This window comes from Streptomyces sp. NPDC046727, assembly GCF_040645635.1.
Classification (GTDB): domain Bacteria; phylum Actinomycetota; class Actinomycetes; order Streptomycetales; family Streptomycetaceae; genus Streptomyces.
Genome location: NZ_JBEYYR010000016.1, coordinates 171,996 through 193,908, shown reverse-complemented (window position 1 = coordinate 193,908; position 21,913 = coordinate 171,996). Strand labels below are relative to the sequence as shown.

At 71.8% G+C, this 21,913-nt stretch carries 23 protein-coding genes; 6 read left to right on the top strand and 17 right to left on the bottom strand.

Annotated elements, in window-relative coordinates; translation table 11 throughout:
* Window positions 1-73 precede the first annotated feature (73 nt).
* From rocD to ABZ937_RS21665, 8 genes are all read right to left on the bottom strand, one after another.
* Window positions 74-1,291, bottom strand: a complete 1,218-nt coding sequence (rocD, locus tag ABZ937_RS21700; RefSeq protein ID WP_361694194.1) for an ornithine--oxo-acid transaminase — start codon at window positions 1,289-1,291, stop codon at window positions 74-76.
* The gene (gene ddaH, locus ABZ937_RS21695; RefSeq protein WP_361694192.1) at window positions 1,291-2,100 is read right to left on the bottom strand and encodes a dimethylargininase; all 810 of its coding nucleotides are present in this window, start codon (window positions 2,098-2,100) and stop codon (window positions 1,291-1,293) included. The genes rocD and ddaH overlap by 1 nt, the downstream gene beginning before the upstream one ends.
* Window positions 2,101-2,253: 153 nt before the next feature.
* The gene (locus ABZ937_RS21690; protein WP_361694190.1) at window positions 2,254-2,739 is read right to left on the bottom strand and encodes an Lrp/AsnC family transcriptional regulator; all 486 of its coding nucleotides are present in this window, start codon (window positions 2,737-2,739) and stop codon (window positions 2,254-2,256) included.
* Window positions 2,740-2,774: 35 nt separating this feature from the next.
* Entirely contained in the window at window positions 2,775-2,942 is a 168-nt protein-coding gene (locus ABZ937_RS21685) for a hypothetical protein (RefSeq protein ID WP_361694189.1), read from the bottom strand.
* Between the two features lie 70 nt (window positions 2,943-3,012).
* Window positions 3,013-3,963, bottom strand: coding sequence for a cytochrome c oxidase assembly protein (locus ABZ937_RS21680; RefSeq protein WP_361694187.1), 951 nt, complete (start codon window positions 3,961-3,963; stop codon window positions 3,013-3,015).
* Window positions 3,964-4,066: 103 nt separating this feature from the next.
* Entirely contained in the window at window positions 4,067-5,092 is a 1,026-nt protein-coding gene (locus tag ABZ937_RS21675) for a 6-phosphofructokinase (protein ID WP_361694185.1), read from the bottom strand.
* A gap of 202 nt (window positions 5,093-5,294) precedes the next feature.
* Window positions 5,295-6,023 (bottom strand): glutamine amidotransferase, encoded by a 729-nt coding sequence (locus ABZ937_RS21670; RefSeq protein WP_361694183.1) that lies wholly within the window; start codon window positions 6,021-6,023, stop codon window positions 5,295-5,297.
* Between the two features lie 20 nt (window positions 6,024-6,043).
* Complete coding sequence (locus ABZ937_RS21665) at window positions 6,044-7,282, bottom strand: MurT ligase domain-containing protein (protein ID WP_361694181.1); 1,239 nt, start codon at window positions 7,280-7,282, stop codon at window positions 6,044-6,046.
* Window positions 7,283-7,434: 152 nt separating this feature from the next.
* Between ABZ937_RS21665 and def the strand changes: the two genes are divergently transcribed.
* Window positions 7,435-7,974 (top strand): peptide deformylase, encoded by a 540-nt coding sequence (gene def, locus ABZ937_RS21660; protein ID WP_361694179.1) that lies wholly within the window; start codon window positions 7,435-7,437, stop codon window positions 7,972-7,974.
* A 4-nt stretch (window positions 7,975-7,978) separates the two neighbouring features.
* On the opposite strand, the gene ABZ937_RS21655 is transcribed toward def, so the two are convergent.
* Window positions 7,979-8,623: a TetR family transcriptional regulator gene (locus ABZ937_RS21655; RefSeq protein WP_361694177.1), complete on the bottom strand. Its 645-nt coding sequence runs from the start codon at window positions 8,621-8,623 to the stop codon at window positions 7,979-7,981.
* Window positions 8,624-8,792: 169 nt separating this feature from the next.
* Here ABZ937_RS21655 and ABZ937_RS21650 point away from each other — a divergent pair, with 169 nt between their 5' ends.
* On the top strand, window positions 8,793-10,022 hold the full coding sequence (locus tag ABZ937_RS21650; RefSeq protein ID WP_361694175.1) for an acyl-CoA dehydrogenase family protein: 1,230 nt from the start codon (window positions 8,793-8,795) through the stop codon (window positions 10,020-10,022).
* 6 nt (window positions 10,023-10,028) lie between these two features.
* On the opposite strand, the gene ABZ937_RS21645 is transcribed toward ABZ937_RS21650, so the two are convergent.
* The 8 genes from ABZ937_RS21645 to ABZ937_RS21610 form a co-directional block, all read right to left on the bottom strand.
* Complete coding sequence (locus ABZ937_RS21645) at window positions 10,029-10,547, bottom strand: cupin domain-containing protein (RefSeq protein WP_361694173.1); 519 nt, start codon at window positions 10,545-10,547, stop codon at window positions 10,029-10,031.
* Window positions 10,548-10,554: 7 nt separating this feature from the next.
* Window positions 10,555-11,775 (bottom strand): cytochrome P450, encoded by a 1,221-nt coding sequence (locus ABZ937_RS21640; RefSeq protein ID WP_361694171.1) that lies wholly within the window; start codon window positions 11,773-11,775, stop codon window positions 10,555-10,557.
* Window positions 11,772-12,836: a type III polyketide synthase gene (locus tag ABZ937_RS21635; protein WP_361694169.1), complete on the bottom strand. Its 1,065-nt coding sequence runs from the start codon at window positions 12,834-12,836 to the stop codon at window positions 11,772-11,774. The genes ABZ937_RS21640 and ABZ937_RS21635 overlap by 4 nt, the downstream gene beginning before the upstream one ends.
* A gap of 282 nt (window positions 12,837-13,118) precedes the next feature.
* On the bottom strand, window positions 13,119-13,352 hold the full coding sequence (locus tag ABZ937_RS21630) for a DUF6213 family protein (RefSeq protein ID WP_361694167.1): 234 nt from the start codon (window positions 13,350-13,352) through the stop codon (window positions 13,119-13,121).
* Window positions 13,353-13,378: 26 nt separating this feature from the next.
* Window positions 13,379-14,764: an NADP-dependent succinic semialdehyde dehydrogenase gene (locus tag ABZ937_RS21625; RefSeq protein ID WP_361694165.1), complete on the bottom strand. Its 1,386-nt coding sequence runs from the start codon at window positions 14,762-14,764 to the stop codon at window positions 13,379-13,381.
* A gap of 73 nt (window positions 14,765-14,837) precedes the next feature.
* Window positions 14,838-15,311: an NUDIX domain-containing protein gene (locus ABZ937_RS21620; protein ID WP_361694163.1), complete on the bottom strand. Its 474-nt coding sequence runs from the start codon at window positions 15,309-15,311 to the stop codon at window positions 14,838-14,840.
* Window positions 15,308-16,846, bottom strand: a complete 1,539-nt coding sequence (locus ABZ937_RS21615) for an ATP-dependent DNA ligase (RefSeq protein WP_361694161.1) — start codon at window positions 16,844-16,846, stop codon at window positions 15,308-15,310. The genes ABZ937_RS21620 and ABZ937_RS21615 overlap by 4 nt, the downstream gene beginning before the upstream one ends.
* A 63-nt stretch (window positions 16,847-16,909) precedes the next feature.
* Window positions 16,910-17,863, bottom strand: coding sequence for an NAD(P)/FAD-dependent oxidoreductase (locus ABZ937_RS21610; protein WP_361694159.1), 954 nt, complete (start codon window positions 17,861-17,863; stop codon window positions 16,910-16,912).
* A 77-nt stretch (window positions 17,864-17,940) separates the two neighbouring features.
* Here ABZ937_RS21610 and ABZ937_RS21605 point away from each other — a divergent pair, with 77 nt between their 5' ends.
* The 4 genes from ABZ937_RS21605 to ABZ937_RS21590 all read left to right on the top strand — a co-directional run bounded on the left by ABZ937_RS21605 (window position 17,941) and on the right by ABZ937_RS21590 (window position 21,814).
* Window positions 17,941-18,516, top strand: a complete 576-nt coding sequence (locus ABZ937_RS21605) for an XRE family transcriptional regulator (protein WP_361694157.1) — start codon at window positions 17,941-17,943, stop codon at window positions 18,514-18,516.
* Between the two features lie 78 nt (window positions 18,517-18,594).
* Window positions 18,595-19,566 (top strand): NADPH:quinone oxidoreductase family protein, encoded by a 972-nt coding sequence (locus ABZ937_RS21600; protein ID WP_361694155.1) that lies wholly within the window; start codon window positions 18,595-18,597, stop codon window positions 19,564-19,566.
* Window positions 19,563-20,744 (top strand): acyl-CoA dehydrogenase family protein, encoded by a 1,182-nt coding sequence (locus ABZ937_RS21595; protein WP_361694153.1) that lies wholly within the window; start codon window positions 19,563-19,565, stop codon window positions 20,742-20,744. Before ABZ937_RS21600 ends, ABZ937_RS21595 begins: the two co-directional genes overlap by 4 nt.
* Complete coding sequence (locus ABZ937_RS21590; protein ID WP_361694151.1) at window positions 20,741-21,814, top strand: acyl-CoA dehydrogenase family protein; 1,074 nt, start codon at window positions 20,741-20,743, stop codon at window positions 21,812-21,814. Before ABZ937_RS21595 ends, ABZ937_RS21590 begins: the two co-directional genes overlap by 4 nt.
* Window positions 21,815-21,913: the final 99 nt, after the last annotated feature.

Below are 21,913 nucleotides of genomic sequence, written 5' to 3'. Positions count from 1 at the left end.
CTTCGTATGGTTCACCCACCCAGGGGCACCGGGTGTGGTTCAAAGAGCTCTGCCGCGCCCGCCCGCCCGTCCCTCAGGCCAGCACCTTCCCCAGGGCCGCCAGCGCCGACCGCAGCTCCTCCGCGGTGATGGTCAGCGGGGGAGCGAGGCGGATGGTGGACCCGTGGGTGTCCTTGACCAGGATCCCCTCGCGCATCAGCCGCTCACTGATCTCGCGGCCGGTGCCGAGGGCCGGGTCGACGTCCACACCGGCCCACAGCCCGCGCGAGCGGAAGCCGGTCACGCCCTTGCCGACCAGCTCGGTCAGCCCGTCCCGCAGGATCACTCCCAGTTCGGCCGCCCGGCGCTGGAACTCACCGGTCTCCAGCAGCTCGACCACGGCCGTGCCGACCGCCGCCGCGAGCGGATTCCCGCCGAACGTCGAACCGTGCTCGCCCGGGTGCAGCACACCCAGCACCTCGCGCCGGGCCACCACCGCCGACACCGGCACGATGCCGCCGCCCAGCGCCTTGCCGAGCAGCAGTACGTCCGGGACGACGTCCTCGTGCTCGACGGCGAGGGTACGGCCCGTGCGGCCGAGGCCCGACTGGATCTCGTCCGCGATGAACAGGCAGCCCTTGCGACGGGTCAGCTCCCGCACCCCGGCGAGATAGCCCTCGGCCGGGATGATCACGCCCGCCTCGCCCTGGATGGGCTCGATCAGCACCGCGGCCGTCGTCTCGTCGACCGCCTCCTCCAGCGCGGCCAGGTCGTTGTACGGCACGACCTTGAAGCCGGGGGTGAACGGGCCGAAGCCGGCGCGGGCCGTCTCGTCCGTGGAGAAGCTGACGATGGTCGTCGTACGGCCGTGGAAGTTCTCCGCGGCGACCACGATCGTCGCCCGGTCGGCGGGCACGCCCTTCACGTCGTACGCCCATTTGCGGGCGACCTTGATGCCGCTCTCCACCGCCTCCGCGCCGGTGTTCATCGGCAGCACCATGTCCAGGCCGGTCAGCTCGGCGAGCCGCTCGGCGAACCCGGCCAGCCGGTCGTTGTGGAAGGCGCGGGAGGTGAGGGTGAGCCGGTCCAGCTGGCGGTGGGCGGCCTCGATCAGCGCCGGGTGCCGGTGGCCGAAGTTGAGGGCCGAGTAGCCGGCCAGCATGTCGAGGTAGCGGTTGCCCTCGACGTCCTCCACCCAGGTGCCCTCCGCGCGGGCCACGACCACGGGCAGCGGGTGGTAGTTGTGCGCGAGAACCGGCTCCTCCGCGCGGATCAGGTCGTCGGACGTACGCGGGCGCGCGGGTGCGGTCATCAGCGGATCTCCTGGGTGCAGCACTTGATGCCACCGCCGGCCTTGTGGAACTCGGACAGGTCGACGGGGACGGGGGCGTAACCGTGGTCGGCCAGGCGCTCGGCCAGCGCCTCGGCCTGGGGTGCGATGAACACGTGCCGGCCGTCGGACACGGAGTTCAGGCCGAACGCCAGAGCGTCGTCGCGGGTGGCGAGCACCGCGTCCGGATACAGGCGCTTCAGGACCTCCCGGCTGCCCGGCGAGAACGCCTCCGGGAAGTAGCAGACGTTGTCGTCGTCGAGGACGAACAGCGCCGTGTCCAGGTGGTAGAAGTACGGGTCCACCAGGGTCAGGCCGATCACCGGGTGGCCGAGGAACTCCTGCGCCTCCCGGTGCGCCTCGCGGGTGGTGCGGAACCCGGTGCCGGCGAGCACGTAGCGGCCCGTCCACACCAGGTCGCCCTCGCCCTCGGTCACCGACTCGGGGCGGTACACGTCGTAGCCCGCCGCCTTGAACCAGGTGTCGTAGTGCACCGACTCGGGGCGGCGCTCCGGGGCGTGGAACAGGGAGCCGAAGACCCGGCCGCCGACCACGAACGCCGCGTTGGCGGCGAACACCATGTCCGGCAGGCCGGGGACCGGATCGACGGTGTCGACGGTGTGGCCGTGGGCCCGGTAGGCGCGGATCAGCGTCTGCCACTGCTCCTTGGCCAGATCCACATCGACGGGCCGGTCGGGATGCATCCAGGGATTGATCGCGTACTGGACGGCGAAGTGTCTGGGTTCGCAGACGAGAAACCGCCGGGAACGCGGCACACGACGTTCGGACACAGAGGGTTTCCTCCGGTTTCCTGTGTGTCACTGAGGGGTGACACCACGGTAGAAACCGAGGAAGACGGGCGACAAGCGAGAAGAGCTGCGCAGATGCGCAGCATCGCTGCGTTGTTGCCGGCGTTCACGCACGACTCGTGCGTGCCTGCCGGGTCACTCGGGGACGGCGTGGGTGGCGCCCGCCTCCGGGCTTTCCGGGAGCAGATGGGACAGCACCATCACGCTGATCGTCTTCCGGATGAACGGCTCGGCGCGGATCCGCTCCAGCACCTCCTCGAAGTGCTCCACGTCCCGGGCCCGCACATGCAGCAGCGCGTCGGCGCCGCCGGTCACCGTCATGGCCGCCGCGATCTCCGGATGGTTGCGGACCACCTCCGCCAGCCGCCGGGGCGGGGCCGCGCCCTCGCAGTACACCTCGACGTACGCCTCCGTGCGCCAGCCCAGCGCCGACGGTTTGACCGTCGCGGTGAACCCGGTGATCACCCCGGTCTCGCGGAGCCGGTCCACGCGCCGTTTGACCGCCGTCGCGGACAGCCCGATCGCCGCGCCGATCTCGGCGAAGCTGGTCCTGGCGTTCGCCATCAGCGCGGTGATGATCTTTCCGTCGAGGTCGTCGAAGGACGTGGGCCTGCTGTTCATGCGGGCACTGTAATCAGCCACCCGCGGAATCGGCCCTACGACTGGGTGACGACCGTGGCGAGCGTCAGCAGTCCCAGCACCACCCAGCCGAACCACAGCCAGCCGTTGCTGCCGAGCGCGACCGTGTAGGCGGTCACGAGGACCAGCCCGCCGACGGTCATCGCCCCCATCGCCTTGGTGGAACCGTTCGTGGAACCGGGCATCGCGACACCCTCCTCATGGTCCGTCCCGACCATGGTGCCCCGATTCCCGCCCGGACGGCATACCCCGGACTCAGCCCTCGCGCGCGTTCAGAGAGGCCAGATAGGCGTTGTACGCCTCCAGCTCCTTGTCGCCGTCGCGGTCCGCGGCCCGGTCGGCGCGCTTGGCCTGCCGCTGCTCGGAGCGGTACCACTGGAACAGCAGCGCGATCAGCACCAGCACCGACGGGACCTCGCTGAACGCCCAGGCGATGCCGCCGGCCGCGTTCTGGTCGGAGAGCGCCTCGATGCCGAGGGAGGCGGGCGGGTTCTCGAAGGTCTCCACCATCGGCGTCGACGCCATCATCAGCGCGATGCCGAAGAACGCGTGGAACGGCATGCCGGCGAACAGCTCCAGCATCCGCATCAGATGACCCGGTCGGTGCGGACCCGGGTCGACACCGATGATCGGCCAGAAGAACACGACACCGACCGCGAGGAAGTGCACCATCATCGCGACGTGCCCGGCCTTCGAGCCCATCAGGAAGTCGAACAGCGGGGTGAAGTACAGGGCGTACAGGCTCGCGATGAACAGCGGGATCGTGAACACCGGATGGGTGATGATCCGCATGTACCGGCTGTGCAGCAGCATCAGCAGCAGCTCGCGCGGCCCCTTGCGGCCCTTGCCGGCGGTCGGCAGTGCGCGCAGCGCCAGCGTGACCGGGGCACCGAGCAGGATCAGGATCGGCGACAGCATGCTGATCACCATGTGCTGGACCATGTGCACGCTGAACATGACCATGCCGTAGTCGTTCAGCTTGGTGCACATCACCAGAGCGATGGTGAGCACACCGACGACGTACGAGACGGTACGGCTCACCGGCCACGCGTCCCCGCGCCGGCGCAGCCGCACGACCCCCCACCCGTACAGGGCCAGGCCGGCCAGGCAGGCCACGAGGAAGAACGGGTCCGCGGACCACTGGAGCCCCCGCCCCAGCGTGAACGGCGGCAGATCCATCATCATGCCGTGCCCGCTGTGATCCATCCGGCGGCTCCTGATTCGTGGGGGTTGTGCGATTCTGTCCGCCCCAAGAGTAGAACCGCCCCCGGTCACGGCTGTGACCGGGGGCGGTTTGTTCGCATACGAACTACAGGACGCACTCCGCCTCGTCGTACCGCTCCGTGGGCACCGTCTTCAGCGTCTCCACGGCCTCCGCCAGCGACACCATCACGATGTCGGTCCCGCGCAGCGCCGTCATCATGCCGAACTCGCCCCGGTGCACGGCCTCCACCGCGTGCCAGCCGAAGCGGGTGGCCAGCACCCTGTCGTACGCCGTCGGCGTGCCACCGCGCTGCACATGGCCGAGGATCACCGGCCGGGCCTCCTTGCCGAGCCGCTGCTCCAGCTCGACCGACAGCTGCCGGGCGATGCCCGCGAAGCGCTCGTGGCCGTAGATGTCCTTGCCGCCCTCGTCGAACTCCATGGAGCCGGGGCGCGGCTTGGCGCCCTCCGCGGCGACCACGATCGCGAACCGCTTGCCCGCCTCGAACCGCTCGCCGACCTTCCTCGTCAACTCGTCGATGTCGAAGGGCCGCTCGGGTACGACGACGGCGTGGGCGCCGGCCGCCATGCCGGAGTGCAGCGCGATCCAGCCGGTGTGCCGGCCCATGACCTCCACGATCAGCACGCGCTGGTGCGACTCGGCGGTGGTCTTCAGCCGGTCCAGGGCCTCGGTCGCCACGGTCACGGCGGTGTCGAAGCCGAAGGTGACATCGGTGACAGCGATGTCGTTGTCGATGGTCTTGGGCACGCCCACGATGGGCAGCCCGTTGTCGGACAGCAGCCGGGCCGCCTTCAGCGTGCCCTCACCGCCGATCGGGATGATCGCGTCCAGGCCGAGTTCCGCGACATGCCCCTTGGCCCGCTCGACACCGTCCCGCAGATGCTCCGGGCGGACCCGGGAGGAGCCGAGGATGGTGCCGCCGCGGGCCAGGATGCCGCCCACGGCGTCGAGGTCGAGCTTCAGACAGTCGCCCTCCAGGAGGCCCTTCCAGCCGTCCCGGAAGCCGATGACCTCGTCGCCGTGGTCGGCGACGGCACGGTGCACGACGGACCGGATGACGGCGTTCAGACCTGGGCAGTCGCCGCCGGACGTGAGGACACCAATGCGCATAGCCCGAAATACCTTCTCAACGTGGGCCGGGTAGACCGGACCACGTTGTCCGGCGGATTCCCGGCCACCCTACCGGCGTCAGGGGGTGGCTCCGTAGCGGGCGTCCGCCTGCTGGACGCGCCCGCACATGTGAGCGGACGGGCCGTCAGGCGGGCCCGCCGGAATCCTGCCGGACCACGCTGAATTCCCGCTGAAGGGCGGGTTACGCGGGCTGCTGCGCGGACGCGATGCGCTCGTTGCGGAGCGCCTCGTACCAGCGGTCGTCGATCGGCGGCAGCGCGTTGACGTCCAGCGCCAGCTTCAGCAGCAGGTCGGCGATCAGCGGGTTGCGGGCGAGCACCGGCCCGTGCATGTAGGTGCCGAAGACGGTCCCGTTGTACGCGCCCTCCGTGCCGTCCCCGGTGCCGTTGCCGTTGCCGACCAGCACCCGGGCGAACGGCCGGGCGGTGGGGCCGAGGTGGGTGACGCCCTGGTGGTTCTCGAAGCCGGTCAGCTGGGGCAGGCCCAGCTGCGGGTCGATGTCGGCCAGCACGTCGCCGACGCACCGCTCCTTCTCGCCCCGCACCGACACCACGTCGAGCAGGCCGAGGCCCGGCTCGCGCTGACCGAGGTCGTTGATGAACTCGTGGCCGAGGATCTGGTAGCCGGCGCAGACCGAGAAGACGATCGCGCCGTTCTCCACCGCCCGGTGCAGATGGCCGTCGCGCCGCAGCCGCTCGGCCGCGAGCCGCTGCGGACGGTCCTCGCCGCCGCCGATCAGGTAGATGTCACCGGAGGTCGGGATCGGCTGGTCGCTGCGCACGTCGAGCCGGGCCACGTCCAGGCCGCGCTGCCGGGCCCGGCGCTCCACGACGAGGGCGTTGCCCTGGTCGCCGTAGGTGCTCAGCAGGTCCGGGTAGATCCACACCAGCCGGAGTTGGTTGTCGCTCATGAGGTGATCGCCCTTCCTGATCAGTTGCCGACGCGGCGGCGCAGGTCCTGGAACGCGGTGTAGTTGGCGATGACCTCGATCCGGCCGGGCGGGCACATCTGCACGGCCTGGTCGAGGTTGTCGCAGACCTGGAAGTGCTGGTTCGCGACTTCCAGGCGCACGGCGAGGTCCAGCTTCCGGTCGCCGACGACGAAGATCGGGTGGCCGGTCAGCCGCGTGTAGTCGACGTCCCACAGCCAGGAGGTGTCGGTGCCGTCGGCGGAGCGGGCGTTCACGGACAGGATCACCGGCGCGGGCGGCGGGTCGATCAGGGAGAACGTCTCCAGCCAGCCGGCCGGGTTCTTGGCCAGCAGCAGCCTGAGGTCACGGTTCTGGAACTGGACGACGTCGTACCGGCCGGCCACCGCCTGCACCTGGTACATCCGCTCCAGCGCGACCTGCGGCGGCACCCCGAAGACGGCGGCGACGGCGGCGGAGCTGGCCGCGTTCGCCTTGTTGGCGCGGCCCGGCAGCTGCAGGTGGATCGGCCAGGCCGACCCGTGCGGGTCGAGGACGTGGTCGCCGGAGAGCGCCCACGTCGGGGTGGGGCGGCGGAATCCGCACTCGCCGCAGAACCAGTCGTCGCCGGGGCGCTGCATGACGCCACCGCACGACGGGCAGGACCAGGCGTCCTCCTGCCACATCTGCCCGGCCGCGACCCAGATCACATTCGGGGAGGAGGAGGCGGCCCAGACCACCAGCGGGTCGTCGCAGTTGGCGACGACGACGGCCTTGGAGCCGGCCAGGCCCTCGCGCCAGTTCTCGGCGAGCATGCGGGTCTCGGCCGCACGGTCCAGCTGGTCACGGGAGAGGTTGAGCAGCGCGATGCACTTCGGGCTGGTGTCCCGGGCCACTCCCGCCAGGTACTTCTCGTCGACCTCGATGACGCCGAACTTCGCTTCCGAGCCGCCCGCCAGCGCGGACGTGATGCCCGCCGGCATGTTGGCGCCGAGCGCGTTCGACACCACCGGGCCCGCGGCGCGCAGTGCCTCCGCGATCAGCCGGGTGGTCGTCGTCTTGCCGTTGGTCGCCGACACCAGGACGACGTCCAGGTTCTGCGCGAGCCGGGCGAGCAGGTCGGGGTCGAGTTTCAGCGCGACCCGGCCACCGATCACCGACCCGCTGCCGCGCCCAGCGGCACGAGATGCCGCAGCGACCGCCTTGCCGGCGGTCACGGCCAGCTTGGCCCGCGGCGTGAGCGGGTCCGAGTTGCCTGCCATCAGTTCTCGATCCTCCTTGCGTACGCGCCGCGCCTGGGGCCATCCGGCTACGTGGTGTGGGCCTCAGCCTATCGAGATCCATTCGCACACCCGAATCCCGGCCCACGTCTTCCGCGGCGGGCATGAGCTGAACGAACCGTACCCTTGCCGCCATGCGACACGGTTCCATTCCGGGCGCCCGCGGGCGCGTCCGGCCTCTCACCCTGCTCGGCGACGCCCCGCTGCGCGAGCCCTGCCAGGACGTCACCGACTTCGGCCCCGACCTGGCGGCCCTCGTGGAGGACCTGTTCGCCACGATGTACGCGGCCCAGGGCGTGGGCCTGGCCGCGAACCAAATCGGCGTCGGTTTGCGGGTGTTCGTGTACGACTGTCCCGACGACGAGGACGTGCGTCACCTGGGCCACGTGGTGAACCCGCGGCTGGTGGAGGCGGACGGTGTGGTGATCCGGGGTCCCGAGGGCTGTCTGTCCCTGCCGGGGCTGGAGGCGGGAACCGAGCGCTACGACCACGCGGTGGTCGAGGGCTTCACGGTGACCGGGGAGCCGGTCACCGTCCACGGCACCGGCTTCTTTGCCAGATGCTTGCAACACGAGTGCGACCACCTGGCGGGCCGCGTGTACGCGGACCACCTCACGGGGTGGCGGAAGCGGAGACTGATGAGACAGGTCTCCCGGGCCTCCTGGAGCCGGTGAGGGCTCAGAACCCGGGTCCGCCCACCCTGTCTCCCGCCGCCGCGAGCCGTCCCCACAGCAGATCCGCCAGGGACCGCACCAGTTCGGCCCGGGAGCAGGGCCGTTCGCCCAGCCACCAGTCCCCGGCCGCGTGCATCATCCCGACGATGCCGTGCCCCCAGACCCGCGCGAGCTGCTGGCTCTCCGGCCCGAGGTCCACCCGCTCCTCGATGACCTGGGCCAGCTCCTCGCCCATCCGCCGGAGCAGCGGAACGGAGTGCTTGCCCACGTCGAACCCCTGGTCGCCGCCGGCGCTCCCCTCCGCCGGGTGCATCAGGAACCGGTACACCTGCGGCCGGGCCTCGATGGCGGCGAGGTACGTGTCCAGGGTGGACTCGACCCGCTCCCGCCGGTCGACGGGGGCGTCCAGCGCGGCCCGCAGTGAGGCGAGCAGGGCGTCGGTGTGCCGCTTGGCCAAGGCCGCGTAAAGACCGCCCTTGTCGCCGAAGTGCCGGTACAGGATCGGCTTCGTGATCCCGGCCTCCGCCGCGATCGCGTTCATCGACGCCTGTGGGCCGTCGCGCAGCACCACCCGGTCGGCGGCCTCCAGCAGCTCGCGCCGTCGGCGGTCGGCGGACCGCTGCTGATCGGTCCGCTGCGTGGTGTCCATGTGCTCTCCCCACCCGTGCTGATTCGGTGACGCCTGCGCAAACTAACACTGACCGGGCCCCTGACATCGAACGGGATGCCGAGGCGTCATCAGCGGTTGACTTTTCCTACCCATCAGTAACAGACTCGGGTTACCGCTAGTAACATCGCTCGCCGCCGCTGGAGGGGACATGGCCGAGTTCACCATGGAGCTGAACGACGAACAGAAGGAAGTCCGGGACTGGCTCCATGGCTTCGCGGCGGACGTGATCCGCCCCGCGGCGGCCGAGTGGGACGAACGCGAGGAGACTCCCTGGCCGGTCATCCAGGAGGCCGCGAAGGTCGGCATCTACTCCCTCGACTTCTACGCGCAGCAGTACTTCGACCCCACCGGCCTCGGCATCCCGATGGCCATGGAGGAGCTGTTCTGGGGCGACGCGGGCATCGCCCTCTCCATTGTGGGCACCGGCCTCGCCGCCGTGGGCGTCCTCGCCAACGGGACCGAGGAGCAGATCGGCACCTGGATCCCGCAGATGTACGGCGACCAGAACGATGTCAAGGTCGCCGCGTTCTGCTCCTCCGAGCCCGACGCCGGCTCCGACGTCGCCTCCATGCGCACGCGTGCCGTGTACGACGAGGCCAGCGACGAGTGGGTGATCAACGGCACGAAGACCTGGGCGACCAACGGCGGCATCGCGAACGTCCACGTCGTCGTCGCCGTCGTCGACCCCGAGCTGGGCTCCAAGGGCCACGCCTCCTTCATCGTCCCGCCGGGTACGGCCGGCCTCTCCCAGGGCCAGAAGTTCAAGAAGCACGGCATCCGCGCCTCGCACACGGCCGAGGTCGTCCTGGAAGACGTGCGGGTCCCCGGCTCCTGCCTGCTCGGCGGCAAGGAGAAGCTGGACGAGCGGCTCGCCCGGGCGCGGGAGCGGGCGAAGGCGTCCGGGGGCGAGCGCGTGAAGAACGCGGCGATGGCCACCTTCGAGGCGTCGCGGCCGGCCGTGGGCGCGATGGCCGTCGGCACGGCACGGGCGGCGTACGAGGTGGCCCTCGACTACGCCAGGACCCGCGAGCAGTTCGGCCGGCCGATCATCGACAACCAGGGCGTGGCCTTCCAGCTCGCCGACATGCGGACGCAGATCGACGCGGCCCGGCTGCTGGTGTGGCGGGCCTCGTGGATGGCGGTCAACGGGAAGCCGTTCACCGCGGCCGAGGGGTCGATGTCGAAGCTGTTCGCGAGCGAGACCGCGAAGAAGGTGACCGCGCAGGCCATTCAGATCCTGGGCGGCAACGGGTACACGCGGGAGTACCCGGTGGAGCGGATGCACCGGGACTCCGCGATCTACACGATCTTCGAGGGGACGAGCGAGATCCAGCGGCTCGTGATCGCGCGGACCCTGGCCGGGATGCCGATCCGGTGAGCACACTCACCGGTGCCTCAGCGGCGTGAGCTGCTCGATGTCGTACTTCGCCCGTAGCGCCTGGATCGCGTCCTGGTCCGGTGGGCCGCCGTTGCCCAGGATCTCCAGCAGCTCCTCGAAGTAGCGCTCGTGATCCGGTGGCGGGCTCGCCTGGAAGAACATCTTCGCGGGGGAGTCCGTCGGGTTCGCGAACGCGTGGGGGCACCCGGGTGGCACCACGATCACCGTGCCCGGGGTCGCCCGGACCACCCGGCTGCCCGAACTCGACTCCCACTTCTTCCAGTTGTCCGGGGTGCGGACGCGGGGCTCGAAGGCGAGCACGTCCAGTTCGCCCTCCAGCACGTAGAACAACTCCTCACTGCGCGTGTGCACATGGGCCCCGACGTCGAAGCCCGGCGGGACCTCCACCTCGAAGGTGGAGGAGGTCCGCGAGTGGGTGCCGGTGACCTTGAACGTCACACGCTGGGCGGGCGTCGCGACCACGCGTCCGTGGCCCGGCGGCACGAGCAGTCCCTCGGTCGTCATGGGCGGCTCACCAGGTCACCGGAAGGGCCTCGGGCCCCCGGATCAACGCGCCCTTCCGGAAGGGGACCCGATCCGGCGCCACGGCCAGTCTCAGGCCGGGCACCCGGTCCAGCAGGGCGTCCATCAGGAGTTCCTCCTCCAGTCGGGCCAGCATGCCGCCGGGGCAGTAGTGCGGGCCGAAGCCGAACGCCACATGCGGGTTCGGGCTGCGGGCGAAGTCGATGGTGTCCGGGTCCGGGAAGACGTCCGGGTCGCGGTTGGCGGCCAGGTAGGAGACGTAGACCGGGTCGCCCGCGCGGATGCGGACGCCGCCGATCCGTACGTCCGCCAGGGCGATCCGGGACAGGCCGACCGCGTTGCGGTGCGGGATGTAGCGCAGGAGTTCGTCGATCGCCCGGGGGCGGATCCCCGGCTCCGCGCGCAGCCGCTCCACCAGCTCGGGGCGGGTCAGCAGCAGATGGAACATCTGCCCGCTGTTGCTGGTGACCGCCTCGCCGCCGATCTGGAGCAGGACGGCGAGGCCGACGGCCTGGTCCAGGGTGATCTCGCCCCGGCCCATCGCGGTCCCCAGCAGCGAGGCGACGTCCTCGCCGGTGCTGTTCTCGCGCAGCCCGATCAGGTCGGAGAAGTACGCGGCCATCTCCCGCTTGGCCCGCTCGCTGGCCTCCTTGCCGTGCGCGGCGGACAGGATGAGCTGGGTCCAGGCGTGCATGCTGTGCCGGTCACCGGCCGGCACTCCCATCAGCTCGCAGATCACCGCGATGGGGAACGGGCCGAGGACCGCCGCCGTGAGGTCGGCGGGCGGGCCGTCCCGCAGGAGGGCGTCGATCAGCTCGTCCAGCATGACGCGGGCCTGCTTCCGCAGCCGCTCCACGCCCTTCGCGGTGAACGCGGCGGCCACCGAGCGGCGCAGCCGGGTGTGGTCGGGCGGGTCGAGGAAGCCGACCGCGCCCCGGTCCGGTATGAAATGCGGGGCGAGCCGGGTGACCTGCCGTTTCCCCAGGACGGCCTCACGGCTGAAGCGGGGGTCGTTGGTCACCCTGCGCACGTCGTCGTACCGGGTGACCAGCCAGGCCCAGCCCTCGCCGTTGGGCAGCCGGACGCGGGTGACCGGGCCCTCGGCCATCAGGTCGGACAGCACCGGGTCGAAGTCCGTCCCGGCGAGGTCCAGCGCCGGCCAGTGCCGGACCGGGGGCAGGGCCTCGGCGACCGTCGCCTCCTCGGTCATCGGGTGTCCTCGTCCGAGGCGACCCAGCGGCCCACCGTCATCTCGGCGGTGATGCCGGGGCCGAACCCGGCGAGCAGTCCGCGGGCCCGGTGCGCGGCGCCGCCCTCGTCGAACAGCCGGCGCAGCGCGTCCAGGACGACGGCGCTGGCGATGTTGCCGTACTCGGTGAGCGTGGCCCGGCTGAACCGGAAGGCGTGCGGGTCGACCTGCAGGAACTTGCTGAGGTCGTCGAGTATTCGGGGACCGCCCGCGTGGATGATGTAGAAATCCAGGTCGGAAGCGTCCCAGCCGTGGGTGCCGGCCAGGTCCTTGAGCGCCGGGGCGAGCGGCTCCATGGTCGCCGGGACCCGTTTGTCCAGCAGGAAGTGGAAGCCGGTCGCCCGGACGTCGTAGGCGATCCAGTCCTCGGTCTTCGGGATGAGGTAGGAACCGTTGCGCTCCAGCCTGACGCCCGTGCCGCCGCGTCCGCGCACCACGGCGGCGGCGATGCCGTCACCGAACAGGCCGTTGGAGAGCAGCGAGCCGACGCCGAGGTCGGTGGGCTGGTAGCACAGCGAGCAGAACTCGCAGGCGACGATCAGGGCGTTGGCGTGCGGGTAGGCCGAGCAGAAGTCGTGCGCCCGGTTGATCGCCGCACCGCCGGCCGCGCAGCCGAGCTGGGCGATCGGGATCTGGCGGGTGGTGCTGTCGAAGTCCATCTCGTTGATCAGCCACGCGGTGAGCGAGGGCATCATGAAGCCCGTGCACGACACGTAGATGATCACGTCGATGTCGCTGGTGAGCAGCTCCGCGTCGTCCAGCGCCTGCTGGATCACGGCGGGGACGCGGGCCTTGGCCTCGGCCTCGTAGAGCTTGTTGCGCTCCTCGAAGCCCGGGTGCTTGAGGGTCTCCTCGATGGGCTGGACGATGTGCCGCGTCTTGACACCTGTGTTCTCGATCAGCCTCAGGGCCAGTGGAAGTTGGGGGTGGTCCGCGTGGCGGGAGCGCGCCAGCTCCAGCGTCTCCTCCATCGTGATCACGTGCTCCGGGACCGACACCGAGGGCCTGCACAAAGTCGCCATGAACCGTCCCTGCTTTCCGTTTTCCAGAGGGGTTCCCCCCACCGGTCAGAAGGTGGTTCACCTCCGTGGGTGCTGCACCCACCGTCACCCGGGAGGGCGATGATCTCCCGTTGGATTACTCCGAATCGGGGACCCCGTGACAGGCGTGAAGGACGATTTCCGCCGCCGGACGAGGGAAAACGGGATGGCCGGTGTTACGGCCGAACACCGGCCGGCGACCGACACACGCCACCCTGGCACCGCCGGCCGAGCGCGGCGACGCACATCCCGCAGGAGCGCCCCCTACGGCGCCCCGCTGCTGTGTGCGATGCAGGCCACGTCGATACGGTCCGCCAGCTTCGCCAGTTCGATGGTCAGCGCGGCGACCGTGTCCTCGTCCAGCCTCTGTTCCCCGGCCTCGACAAGATGCAGCCATCGCGCACCCACGGTCCGCAACAACTTACTCACGTCGGCCGCGGCCACCTGCAAGGTACCGCGGTCGTCGACGATCAGAGGCAGGGTCACTTCGCGGTTCACAAAACGGGATGGTAGCCGCGCAGCGCTCACGCACCCTGCCAAACCGTGGTGATGTTGCAGAACTCCCGGATTCCGTGCCCGGACAGCTCACGCCCGTACCCCGACCGCTTCACCCCGCCGAACGGGAACGCCGGATGGGAGGCGGTCATCCCGTTGACGTACACCGCGCCGGCCTCCAGGTCCCGCGCGAACCGCTCGACCTCGCTGTCCTCGCGCGTCCACACGTTCGAACTCAGCCCGAACGGCGAGTCGTTGGCGATCAGCACGGCCTCGTCCAGGTCGTCCGCCCGGTACAGCGTGGCGACCGGCCCGAACGCCTCCTCGCGGTGGATGCGCATCTCCCGGGTGATGCCGGCGAGAACGGTCGGCGGGTAGTACCAGCCGGGGCCGCCGGGCCGCTTCCCGCCGCACAGCACCTCGGCCCCGCTCCGCCGGGCGTCGTCGACCAGCTCCTCCAGGTCCTTGCGGCCCTGCTCGCTGGCGAGCGGCCCGATCTCGGTGTCCTCCGCCAGCGGGTCGCCGATCCTGAGGGCCTTCATGCCCGCGACGAACTTCTCGGCGAAGGCGTCGTAGACGTCGGTGTGCACGATGAACCGCTTGGCGGCGATGCAGGACTGTCCGTTGTTCTGCACCCGCGCGGTCACCGCGATCCGCGCCGCGCCGTCCAGGTCGGCGGAGGGCATGACGACGTAGGGGTCGCTGCCGCCCAGCTCCAGCACGGTCTTCTTGACCATCTGCCCGGCGGTGCCGGCGACCGCGCGGCCCGCGGGTTCGCTTCCGGTCAGGGTGGCCGCCTTCACCCGCTCGTCGCGCAGGATGTCGTCGACCGCGCCCGAGCCGATCAGCAGCGTCTGGAAGCAGCCCTCCCGGAAGCCCGCCCGGTGGAACAGGTCCTCCAGGTACAGGGCCGTCTGGGGGACGTTGGAGGCGTGCTTGAGCAGGCCCACGTTGCCGGCCATCAGGGCGGGCGCGGCGAACCGGACCACCTGCCACAGGGGGAAGTTCCAGGGCATCACGGCGAGGACCGGGCCGAGGGGCCGGTAGCTGACCCGGACCCGGGAGGCGCCGGAGTCCCGTACGTCCGACTCGTCGGGCTCCTCGTCGGCCAGCAGCCGCTCCGCGTTCGCGGCGTACCAGCGCATCGCCTTGGCGCACTTCGCGGCCTCCGCGCGGGCCTGCTTGACCGGCTTGCCCATCTCGGTGGTCATGACCCGGCCGATCTCCTGCCGGTCCTCGTCCAGCAGGTCGGCGGCCTTGTTCAGCAGCTGGGCGCGGTCGGCGAACGAGGTCGTCCGGTACGTGCGGAACGTGGCCTCGGCGAGCTGGAGCCGGCGTTCCAGCTCCTCCTCGCCCATGGGCTCGTACGTCTTGAGCGTCTCGCCGTTCGCCGGGTTCACCGTCGCGATGGCCATGGCTGACCTCCCTGGGAGCGGGCTTGTCTCGACCTTCGCGCGCGGCCCGGCAAGTCGCAACGCGACAGGTACCTCAGCCCGAGTGCTCCGCCAGCCGGTCGAGAAACGCCGCCTGCGCCGTGACGATCACCGCGCGGGCGCCGTCCAGACCGAACCACGCCACCCGGTCCAGTTCCGGGAACTCCTGCGTCCGGCCGGAGCGCGGGGGCCACTCCATGGTGAAGGTCCCCGGGTTGATCGTCTCCGGGTCGAGATCCGCCCGCACCGCCCACGCCGTGACGATCTTGCCGTTGGACTGCACGACCTCGCCCAGCGGTACGGCCTCCCCGTCGGGCGGCGCCAGCCCCAGCTCCTCCTGGAACTCCCGCCGGGCCGCCTCCCAGGCCGGCTCCTCCGGGTCGTACTCGCCCTTCGGCACGGTCCAGGCACCCGCGTCCTTCTTCGCGAAGAACGGGCCGCCCATATGGCCGAGCAACACCTCCAGCCCTCGTTCGCCGTGCCGGAACAACAGCAGTCCCGCGCTGCGCTTCGTCGTCCGCACCGTCACGGTGTGACCTCCGGGTGGGCTGCCAGCAGAGCCTCCACGGTATCGGCCTCCTCGGGCCGCTTGTCCTCGCGGTAGCGGACCACGCGGGCGAAGCGGAGGGTGACGCCGGCCGGGTAGCGGGTGGAGCGCTGGAGGCCGTCGTAGGCGATCTCCACGACGAGTTCGGGGCGCACCCGGACCACCCAGCCGTCGTCCTCGACGGCCAGCTCCTGGAGCTTCTCGGTCTGCCAGGCGAGCATCGCGTCCGTCATGCCCTTGAACGTCTTGCCGAGCATCGCGAAGCCGCCGTCCGGGTCGCGGGCGCCGAGGTGGAGGTTGGACAGCCTGCCGGTGCGGCGGCCGTGGCCCCACTCGGCGGCCAGGACGACGAGGTCGAGGGTGTGCACCGGCTTGACCTTCAGCCAGGAGGCACCTCGCCTGCCCGCGCTGTAGGGCGCGTCCAGCGCCTTCACCACCACGCCCTCGTGGCCGCGGGCCAGGGTGTCCGCGAGGAACCGTTCCGCCTCCGGGATGTCCCCAGGGCCCGCGGCCACCGTGCGCCGGACCCGCATCGGTTCGGGCACCAGGCGGGCCAGTTCCGTGTGCCGCTCGGCGAACGGCAGGTCGAGCAGGTCCCGGCCGTCGACCGAGAGGGCGTCGAAGAAGACCGGGGAGACCGGGGTCCCCTCGGCGGCCTTCGCCACGTCCGTCCGGGAGCCGACCCGGCCCGCCGTCTCCTGGAAGGACCGGGGCCGTCCCGCGGCGTCGAAGGAGATCACCTCGCCGTCCAGGATGAACCGCTCGCCCCGCAACTCCAGGGCGGCCGAGGTCACTTCGGGCAGCCGGTCGGTGATGTCGTCCAGGGTGCGGGTGTGGACCCGCACCGAGTCGCCGTCCCGGTGCACCTGGACCCGGATGCCGTCCAACTTCTCCTCCACCGCGCAGGCGCCCAGCTTCTCCACCGCCTCGGCGACCGAGGACGCGCTGTGCGCCAGCATCGGCAGCACCGGGCGGCCCACGGTGAGCCGGAACCGCTCCAGCGCCCCCGGCCCCTCGCCGAGCAGGGCCTGGGCCACCGTCTGCAGCGACCCGGCGAGCATCACGGCCCGCCGTACGACCGCCGGGTCCGCACCGGTCGCCCGGGCGAGCCCCTCCACCGCGACGGCGTCCAGGGCACCCTGCCGGACCTCACCGGTGAGCAGCCCGAGCAGGAAGCGCTGCTCCTCCTCGGTGGCCGCGCCCATCAGCTCGCCGACGAGCCGGGCCCGCTCCGCCTGGGAGCCGGGCCCGGAGACCTTGCCCAGCTCGGTGAGCCGGGCGTCGACCTCGTGGACCGTGAGCGTGGGCCCGGCGGCCGGCGGCACCCGGCGGCTCAGCACCTTCCAGCCGACCCCGAGCCGGCCCTGCGGGAGCCGTCCGGCCAGGTAGGGGATGACGATCGGCACGTCGTCCGCCTCCGCGTCCCGGAACAGCTCCGCGAGCAGCGCGATCTTCCGGGACCGCGCAGCTGTCGCGGCGACCTCCCGGGACACCTGGGCGAGCCGGGTCAGCAGCATGCCCCCAGGGTGCCTCAGCGCTCCGCCGGGTGCACGGTCCCGTACCGTGCGGATGCGCCTCGGCTAGCCGCGCAGTTCCCCGCGCCCCTCCTGGGGCGCGCCTGCGTCCAGGTCGGCCATCAGCAGGTCTCCGTTGATCGCCGCCCCCGCCCGGTAGCCCCGGCTCGCCGCGTTGATCACCTGCTCGGCGAAGCCGCTCGCGTTGCCCGCCGCCCACAGGCCGGGCACGGTCGTCAGGCCCCGCTCGTCGATCACCGGGTAGCTGCCGAACGGGGTCTCGCGCAGCTCCGCGCCCAGGCGGAGCAGGAGGTCGTTGTCCGGGACGGCGCGCGGGGCGGTGTACAGCACCTCCCGGTCGTGGACCGTTCCGTCCGCGAGCCGGATCCCGGTGAGCCGGTCGTCGGCGACGACGAGTTCCGCCACCGCGCCGGGGACGACCGTGACCCCGGCGGCGGCCAGCCGGCGCAGGTCCTCGTCGGTCAGCTCGGACTCGCCGACCTCGTGCAGGAAGAACCGCACGTCCTTCGACCACTGGGTGACCATGAGCGCCTGGTGCACGCCGAGCGCGGAGGTCGCGAGGACGCCGGTCGGCAGGTCACGGACCTCCCAGCCGTGGCAGTACGGGCAGTGCACCACGTCCCGGCCGAACCGCTCGGCGAGCCCGGGGACCGGCGGCAGTTCGTCCTTCAGGCCGGTGGCGATCACCAGCTGCCGGGCCCGCACGGTCCGGCCGCCGGCCAGGACGACGGTGAAGTCCTCGTCCCGGGCCGCGTCCACCACCCGGTCCCGGACCAGCTCCACGCCGTACCGGGCGATCTCCTCGCGCCCCACGGCGAGGAACTCGGCCGGGGACATGCCGTCGCGCGACAGATAGCCCTGCAGGTGCGCGGACGGCGCGTTGCGCGGCTCGCCCGCGTCGACGACCAGGGTGCGGCGCCGGGCCCGGCCCAGTACCAGCGCGGCGGACAGCCCGGCCGCCCCGCCGCCGACGACGACCACTTCGTACTTCTCGGTCATGCGACCACCTCCGCCCCCGACCGTCGTCCGGGCCTGGCGGGATTGACAAACGTCTTTGCCGAAAATGCAATACGGGCATGAGTACCGACGACGTTCTCGCCGAGGTGGGCCCGCGGCTGCGGCGGATGCGCAAGGAGCGGCAGGTGACCCTGTCCGCGCTGTCCGAGGCCACCGGCATCTCCGTGAGCACCCTCTCCCGGCTGGAGTCCGGCCTGCGCAAGCCCAGCCTGGAGCTGCTGCTGCCCATCGCCCAGGCCCACCAGGTCCCGCTGGACGAACTGGTCGGTGCCCCGCCGGTCGGCGACCCCCGGGTGCGGGCGAAGCCGATCGTGCGGCACGGGCGGACGCTGTATCCGCTGACCCGGCAGCCCGGCGGGCTCCAGGCCTACAAGATGGTCGAGCCGCAACGGACGGTCGAGCCCGACCCCCGCACCCACGAGGGGTACGAGTGGCTGTACGTGCTGTCCGGGCGGCTGCGGCTGGTGCTCGGCCAGCACGATGTCGTGCTGTCGGCGGGAGAGGCGGCCGAGTTCGACACGCGCGTGCCGCACTGGTTCGGGTCGACCGGGGAGGGGCCGGTGGAGTTCCTGAGCCTGTTCGGGCCGCAGGGGGAGCGGATGCACGTACGGGCGCGGCCGGCGTCCGAGAAGTGACTGTTCCCTGATCGGCAAGCGACCGCTTAGTATGTGGTCGGAACCCGGTCAGACGAAGCAGTCCCGTGGAGGCCCCGCATGCAGGCATGGCAAGTGCACGAGAACGGCGAGCCGAGCCAGGTGATGCGCCTGGCGGAGGTGGCGCCCCCCACTCCCGGTGACGGCCAGGTGCTGCTGCGGGTCCGCGCCGCCAACGTCAACTTCCCGGACGCCCTGCTGTGCCGGGGCCACTACCAGGTGCGCCCGCCGCTGCCCTTCACGCCCGGTGTGGAGATCTGCGGCGAGACCGAGGACGGCCGCCGGGTGATCGCCAACCCCGCGCTGCCGCACGGCGGTTTCGCCGAGTACGCCCTCGCCGACGCCCGCGCCCTGCTCCCCGCGCCCGAGTCGCTGGACGACGCCGAGGCCGCCGCCCTGCACATCGGCTACCAGACCGGCTGGTTCGGCCTGCACCGCCGCGCCCGCCTGGAGGCGGGGGAGACCCTGCTCGTGCACGCCGCCGCCGGTGGCGTGGGCAGCGCCGCCGTGCAGCTCGGCAAGGCGGCCGGCGCGACCGTCATCGGTGTCGTGGGCGGCGCCGACAAGGCCGCCGTCGCCCGGGAGCTGGGCTGTGACGTGGTCGTCGACCGCCGTGCCGAGGACGTCGTCGCCGCCGTGAAGGAGGCCACCGGCGGCCGGGGCGCCGACGTGATCTACGACCCCGTCGGCGGCGAGGCCTACGCCCAGTCCGCGAAGCTGGTCGCCTTCGAGGGCCGGATCGTCGTCGTCGGCTTCGCCAGCGGCAGCATCCCGAGCCCGGCCCTCAACCACGCCCTGGTCAAGAACTACTCGATCCTCGGCCTGCACTGGGGCCTGTACAACACCAAGAACCCGGGGCTCGTCCTGCGCTGCCACGAGGAGCTGACCGAGCTGGCCGCCCGTGGCGCGATCAAGCCGCTGGTCAGCGAGCGGGTGCCGCTCGCGGAGGCGGCCGGTGCCGTACAGCGGGTCGCCGACGGGGTGACCACCGGCCGGGTGGCCGTGGTCCTGGAGAAGGGATCCGCCGCATGACCGACGCGAACGAACTCCGGCGCCGCACGGCCGAGTTGCTGGCCGCGCATCCGCCGGCGAGCACCGACCGCCTGGACTTCCTCCGGGCCCGCTTCGACGCCGGCCTCGCCTGGGTGCACTATCCGCAGGGCCTCGGCGGACTGGGCGCCCCGCGCTCCCTCCAGGCAGTCGTGGACGCCGAGCTGGCGGCCGCGGGCGCTCCCGACAACGACCCCCGGCGCATCGGCATCGGCCTCGGCATGGCCGCCCCGACGATCCTCAAGTACGGCACGGAGGAGCAGAAGCAGCGCTTCCTGCGGCCCCTGTGGACCGGGGAGGAGGTCTGGTGCCAGCTGTTCAGCGAGCCCGGCGCCGGCTCCGACCTGGCCGCGCTCGGCACCCGGGCGGTACGGGAGGGCGACGACTGGGTCGTCGACGGGCAGAAGGTGTGGACCTCCAGTGCCCACGTCGCCCGCTGGGCCATCCTCATCGCCCGCACCGACCCGGGCGTGCCCAAGCACGCGGGCATCACCTACTTCCTCTGCGACATGACCGACCCGGGCGTCGAGGTCCGGCCGCTGCGCCAGATCACCGGCGAGGCCGAGTTCAACGAGGTCTTCCTGACCGGCGTCCGCATCCCCGACTCCCGCCGCCTCGGCGAGGTCGGCGACGGCTGGCGGGTCGCCCAGACCACGCTGAACAACGAACGCGTCGCCATCGGCGGCATGGCCCTGCCCCGCGAGGGCGGCATGATCGGCCCGGTCGCGAAGACCTGGCGCGAACGCCCGGAACTGCGCACCCACGAGCTGCACCAGCGGCTGCTCAAGCTGTGGGTCGAGGCCGAGGTGGCCCGGTTCACCGGCGAGCGGCTGCGCCAGCAGCTCGTCGCCGGCCAGCCCGGCCCCGAGGGCGCCGGCATGAAGCTCGCCTTCGCCCGCCTCAACCAGGAGATCAGCGGCCTGGAGGTGGAACTCCGCGGCGAGGAGGGGCTGCTCTACGACGACTGGACGATGCGCCGCCCCGAGCTGGTGGACTTCACCGGCCGCGACGCCGGCTACCGCTACCTGCGCGCCAAGGGCAACAGCATCGAGGGCGGTACCAGCGAGGTGCTGCTGAACATCGTCGCCGAGCGCGTCCTGGGCCTGCCCGCCGAGCCGCGCACCGACAAGGACGTCGCCTGGAAGGACCTCGCCCGATGACCGGTCTGCTCTACTCCGAGGAGGAAGAGGCGCTGCGCGCCGCCGTCCGCGACCTGCTCACGGACCACTGCGCCGCCGCGGACGTCATCGCCCGCACCGAGTCGGACGCCCCGCACGACCGCTCCCTGTGGAAGTCCCTCGCCGAGGGCATGGGCCTGGCCGGCCTGCTGGTGCCCGAGGAGCTGGGCGGCCAGGGCGCGTCCCACCGCGAAGCCGCCGTCGTGCTGGAGGAGCTGGGGCGGGCCGTCGCGCCGGTGCCGTACCTCACCAGCGCGGTCGTGGCCACCGAGGCCCTGCTCGCCTGCGGTGACCAGGAGCTGCTGGGGCAGCTGGCCTCCGGGCGCACCATCGGCGCCCTCGCCGTCGGCCTGCACACGGCGCCGGGCGCCGACCTCAGGACCGTACGGGTGGAGAACGGCACCCTGCACGGCGAGTTGACCGGCATCGCGGACGCGGCCGTGGCCGACGTGCTGCTCGTCCCGGCCGCCGACGGCGGTCTGTACGCCGTCGCCGCCGACGCCGTGACGATCACCCCGCAGGTCTCCCTGGACCTCACCCGCCCGCTCGCCACCGTCACCCTCGCGGGCGCGGCCGGGCGCCGCGTCGGCGACGCCGAGCCCGCCGTACGCCGGGCCCTGCGCGCCGCCGCCGGACTGCTCGCTGCCGAGCAACTCGGCGTCGCCGACTGGGCGTTGACGGAGACGGTCCGGTACCTGAAGGAGCGCAAGCAGTTCAACCGGCCGGTCGGCGGCTTCCAGGCGCTCAAGCACCGGCTCGCCCAGCTGTGGCTGGAGGTGGTCAACCTCCGGGCCGCGGCCCGCGCCGCCGCCGACGCGCTCGCCTCCGGCGAGGACAGCGACGTCACGGTGGCCGTCGCCCAGGCCTACGCCGCGCCCGTCGCCGTACACGCCGCGGAGGAGGCGGTGCAGTTGCACGGCGGCATCGGCATGACCTGGGAGCATCCGGCCCACCTGTACCTCAAGCGGGCCAAGGCGGACTCGATCGCCTACGGCACGGCCGGCGCGCACCGCTCGGCGCTGGCCGGACTGGTCGACCTCCAGGCGCCCTGACGTGCCACGGTGAAGCCCGCCCCACCCGGGGCGGGCTTTGTCGCGCCCGCACGCCGAACAGGTGAACAGAGCGCCAACTCCCCGCGAGAGCAGGCTCTT

Coding starts and splice junctions, on each gene's coding strand:
- ABZ937_RS21675 (WP_361694185.1), bottom strand. CDS start 5,092: ATGCGCATTGGTGTCCTCACGTCCGGCGGCGACTGCCCAGGTCTGAAC.
- ABZ937_RS21640 (WP_361694171.1), bottom strand. CDS start 11,775: ATGACCGAGGAGGCGACGGTCGCCGAGGCCCTGCCCCCGGTCCGGCAC.
- ABZ937_RS21645 (WP_361694173.1), bottom strand. CDS start 10,547: ATGACGACCGAGGGACTGCTCGTGCCGCCGGGCCACGGACGCGTGGTC.
- ABZ937_RS21690 (WP_361694190.1), bottom strand. CDS start 2,739: ATGAACAGCAGGCCCACGTCCTTCGACGACCTCGACGGAAAGATCATC.
- ABZ937_RS21680 (WP_361694187.1), bottom strand. CDS start 3,963: ATGGATCACAGCGGGCACGGCATGATGATGGATCTGCCGCCGTTCACG.
- ABZ937_RS21655 (WP_361694177.1), bottom strand. CDS start 8,623: ATGGACACCACGCAGCGGACCGATCAGCAGCGGTCCGCCGACCGCCGA.
- ABZ937_RS21670 (WP_361694183.1), bottom strand. CDS start 6,023: ATGAGCGACAACCAACTCCGGCTGGTGTGGATCTACCCGGACCTGCTG.
- ABZ937_RS21605 (WP_361694157.1), top strand. CDS start 17,941: ATGAGTACCGACGACGTTCTCGCCGAGGTGGGCCCGCGGCTGCGGCGG.
- ABZ937_RS21590 (WP_361694151.1), top strand. CDS start 20,741: ATGACCGGTCTGCTCTACTCCGAGGAGGAAGAGGCGCTGCGCGCCGCC.
- ABZ937_RS21610 (WP_361694159.1), bottom strand. CDS start 17,863: ATGACCGAGAAGTACGAAGTGGTCGTCGTCGGCGGCGGGGCGGCCGGG.
- ABZ937_RS21650 (WP_361694175.1), top strand. CDS start 8,793: ATGGCCGAGTTCACCATGGAGCTGAACGACGAACAGAAGGAAGTCCGG.
- rocD (WP_361694194.1), bottom strand. CDS start 1,291: ATGACCGCACCCGCGCGCCCGCGTACGTCCGACGACCTGATCCGCGCG.
- ABZ937_RS21635 (WP_361694169.1), bottom strand. CDS start 12,836: ATGGCGACTTTGTGCAGGCCCTCGGTGTCGGTCCCGGAGCACGTGATC.
- def (WP_361694179.1), top strand. CDS start 7,435: ATGCGACACGGTTCCATTCCGGGCGCCCGCGGGCGCGTCCGGCCTCTC.
- ABZ937_RS21600 (WP_361694155.1), top strand. CDS start 18,595: ATGCAGGCATGGCAAGTGCACGAGAACGGCGAGCCGAGCCAGGTGATG.
- ABZ937_RS21595 (WP_361694153.1), top strand. CDS start 19,563: ATGACCGACGCGAACGAACTCCGGCGCCGCACGGCCGAGTTGCTGGCC.
- ABZ937_RS21685 (WP_361694189.1), bottom strand. CDS start 2,942: ATGCCCGGTTCCACGAACGGTTCCACCAAGGCGATGGGGGCGATGACC.
- ABZ937_RS21665 (WP_361694181.1), bottom strand. CDS start 7,282: ATGGCAGGCAACTCGGACCCGCTCACGCCGCGGGCCAAGCTGGCCGTG.
- ABZ937_RS21625 (WP_361694165.1), bottom strand. CDS start 14,764: ATGGCCATCGCGACGGTGAACCCGGCGAACGGCGAGACGCTCAAGACG.
- ABZ937_RS21615 (WP_361694161.1), bottom strand. CDS start 16,846: ATGCTGCTGACCCGGCTCGCCCAGGTGTCCCGGGAGGTCGCCGCGACA.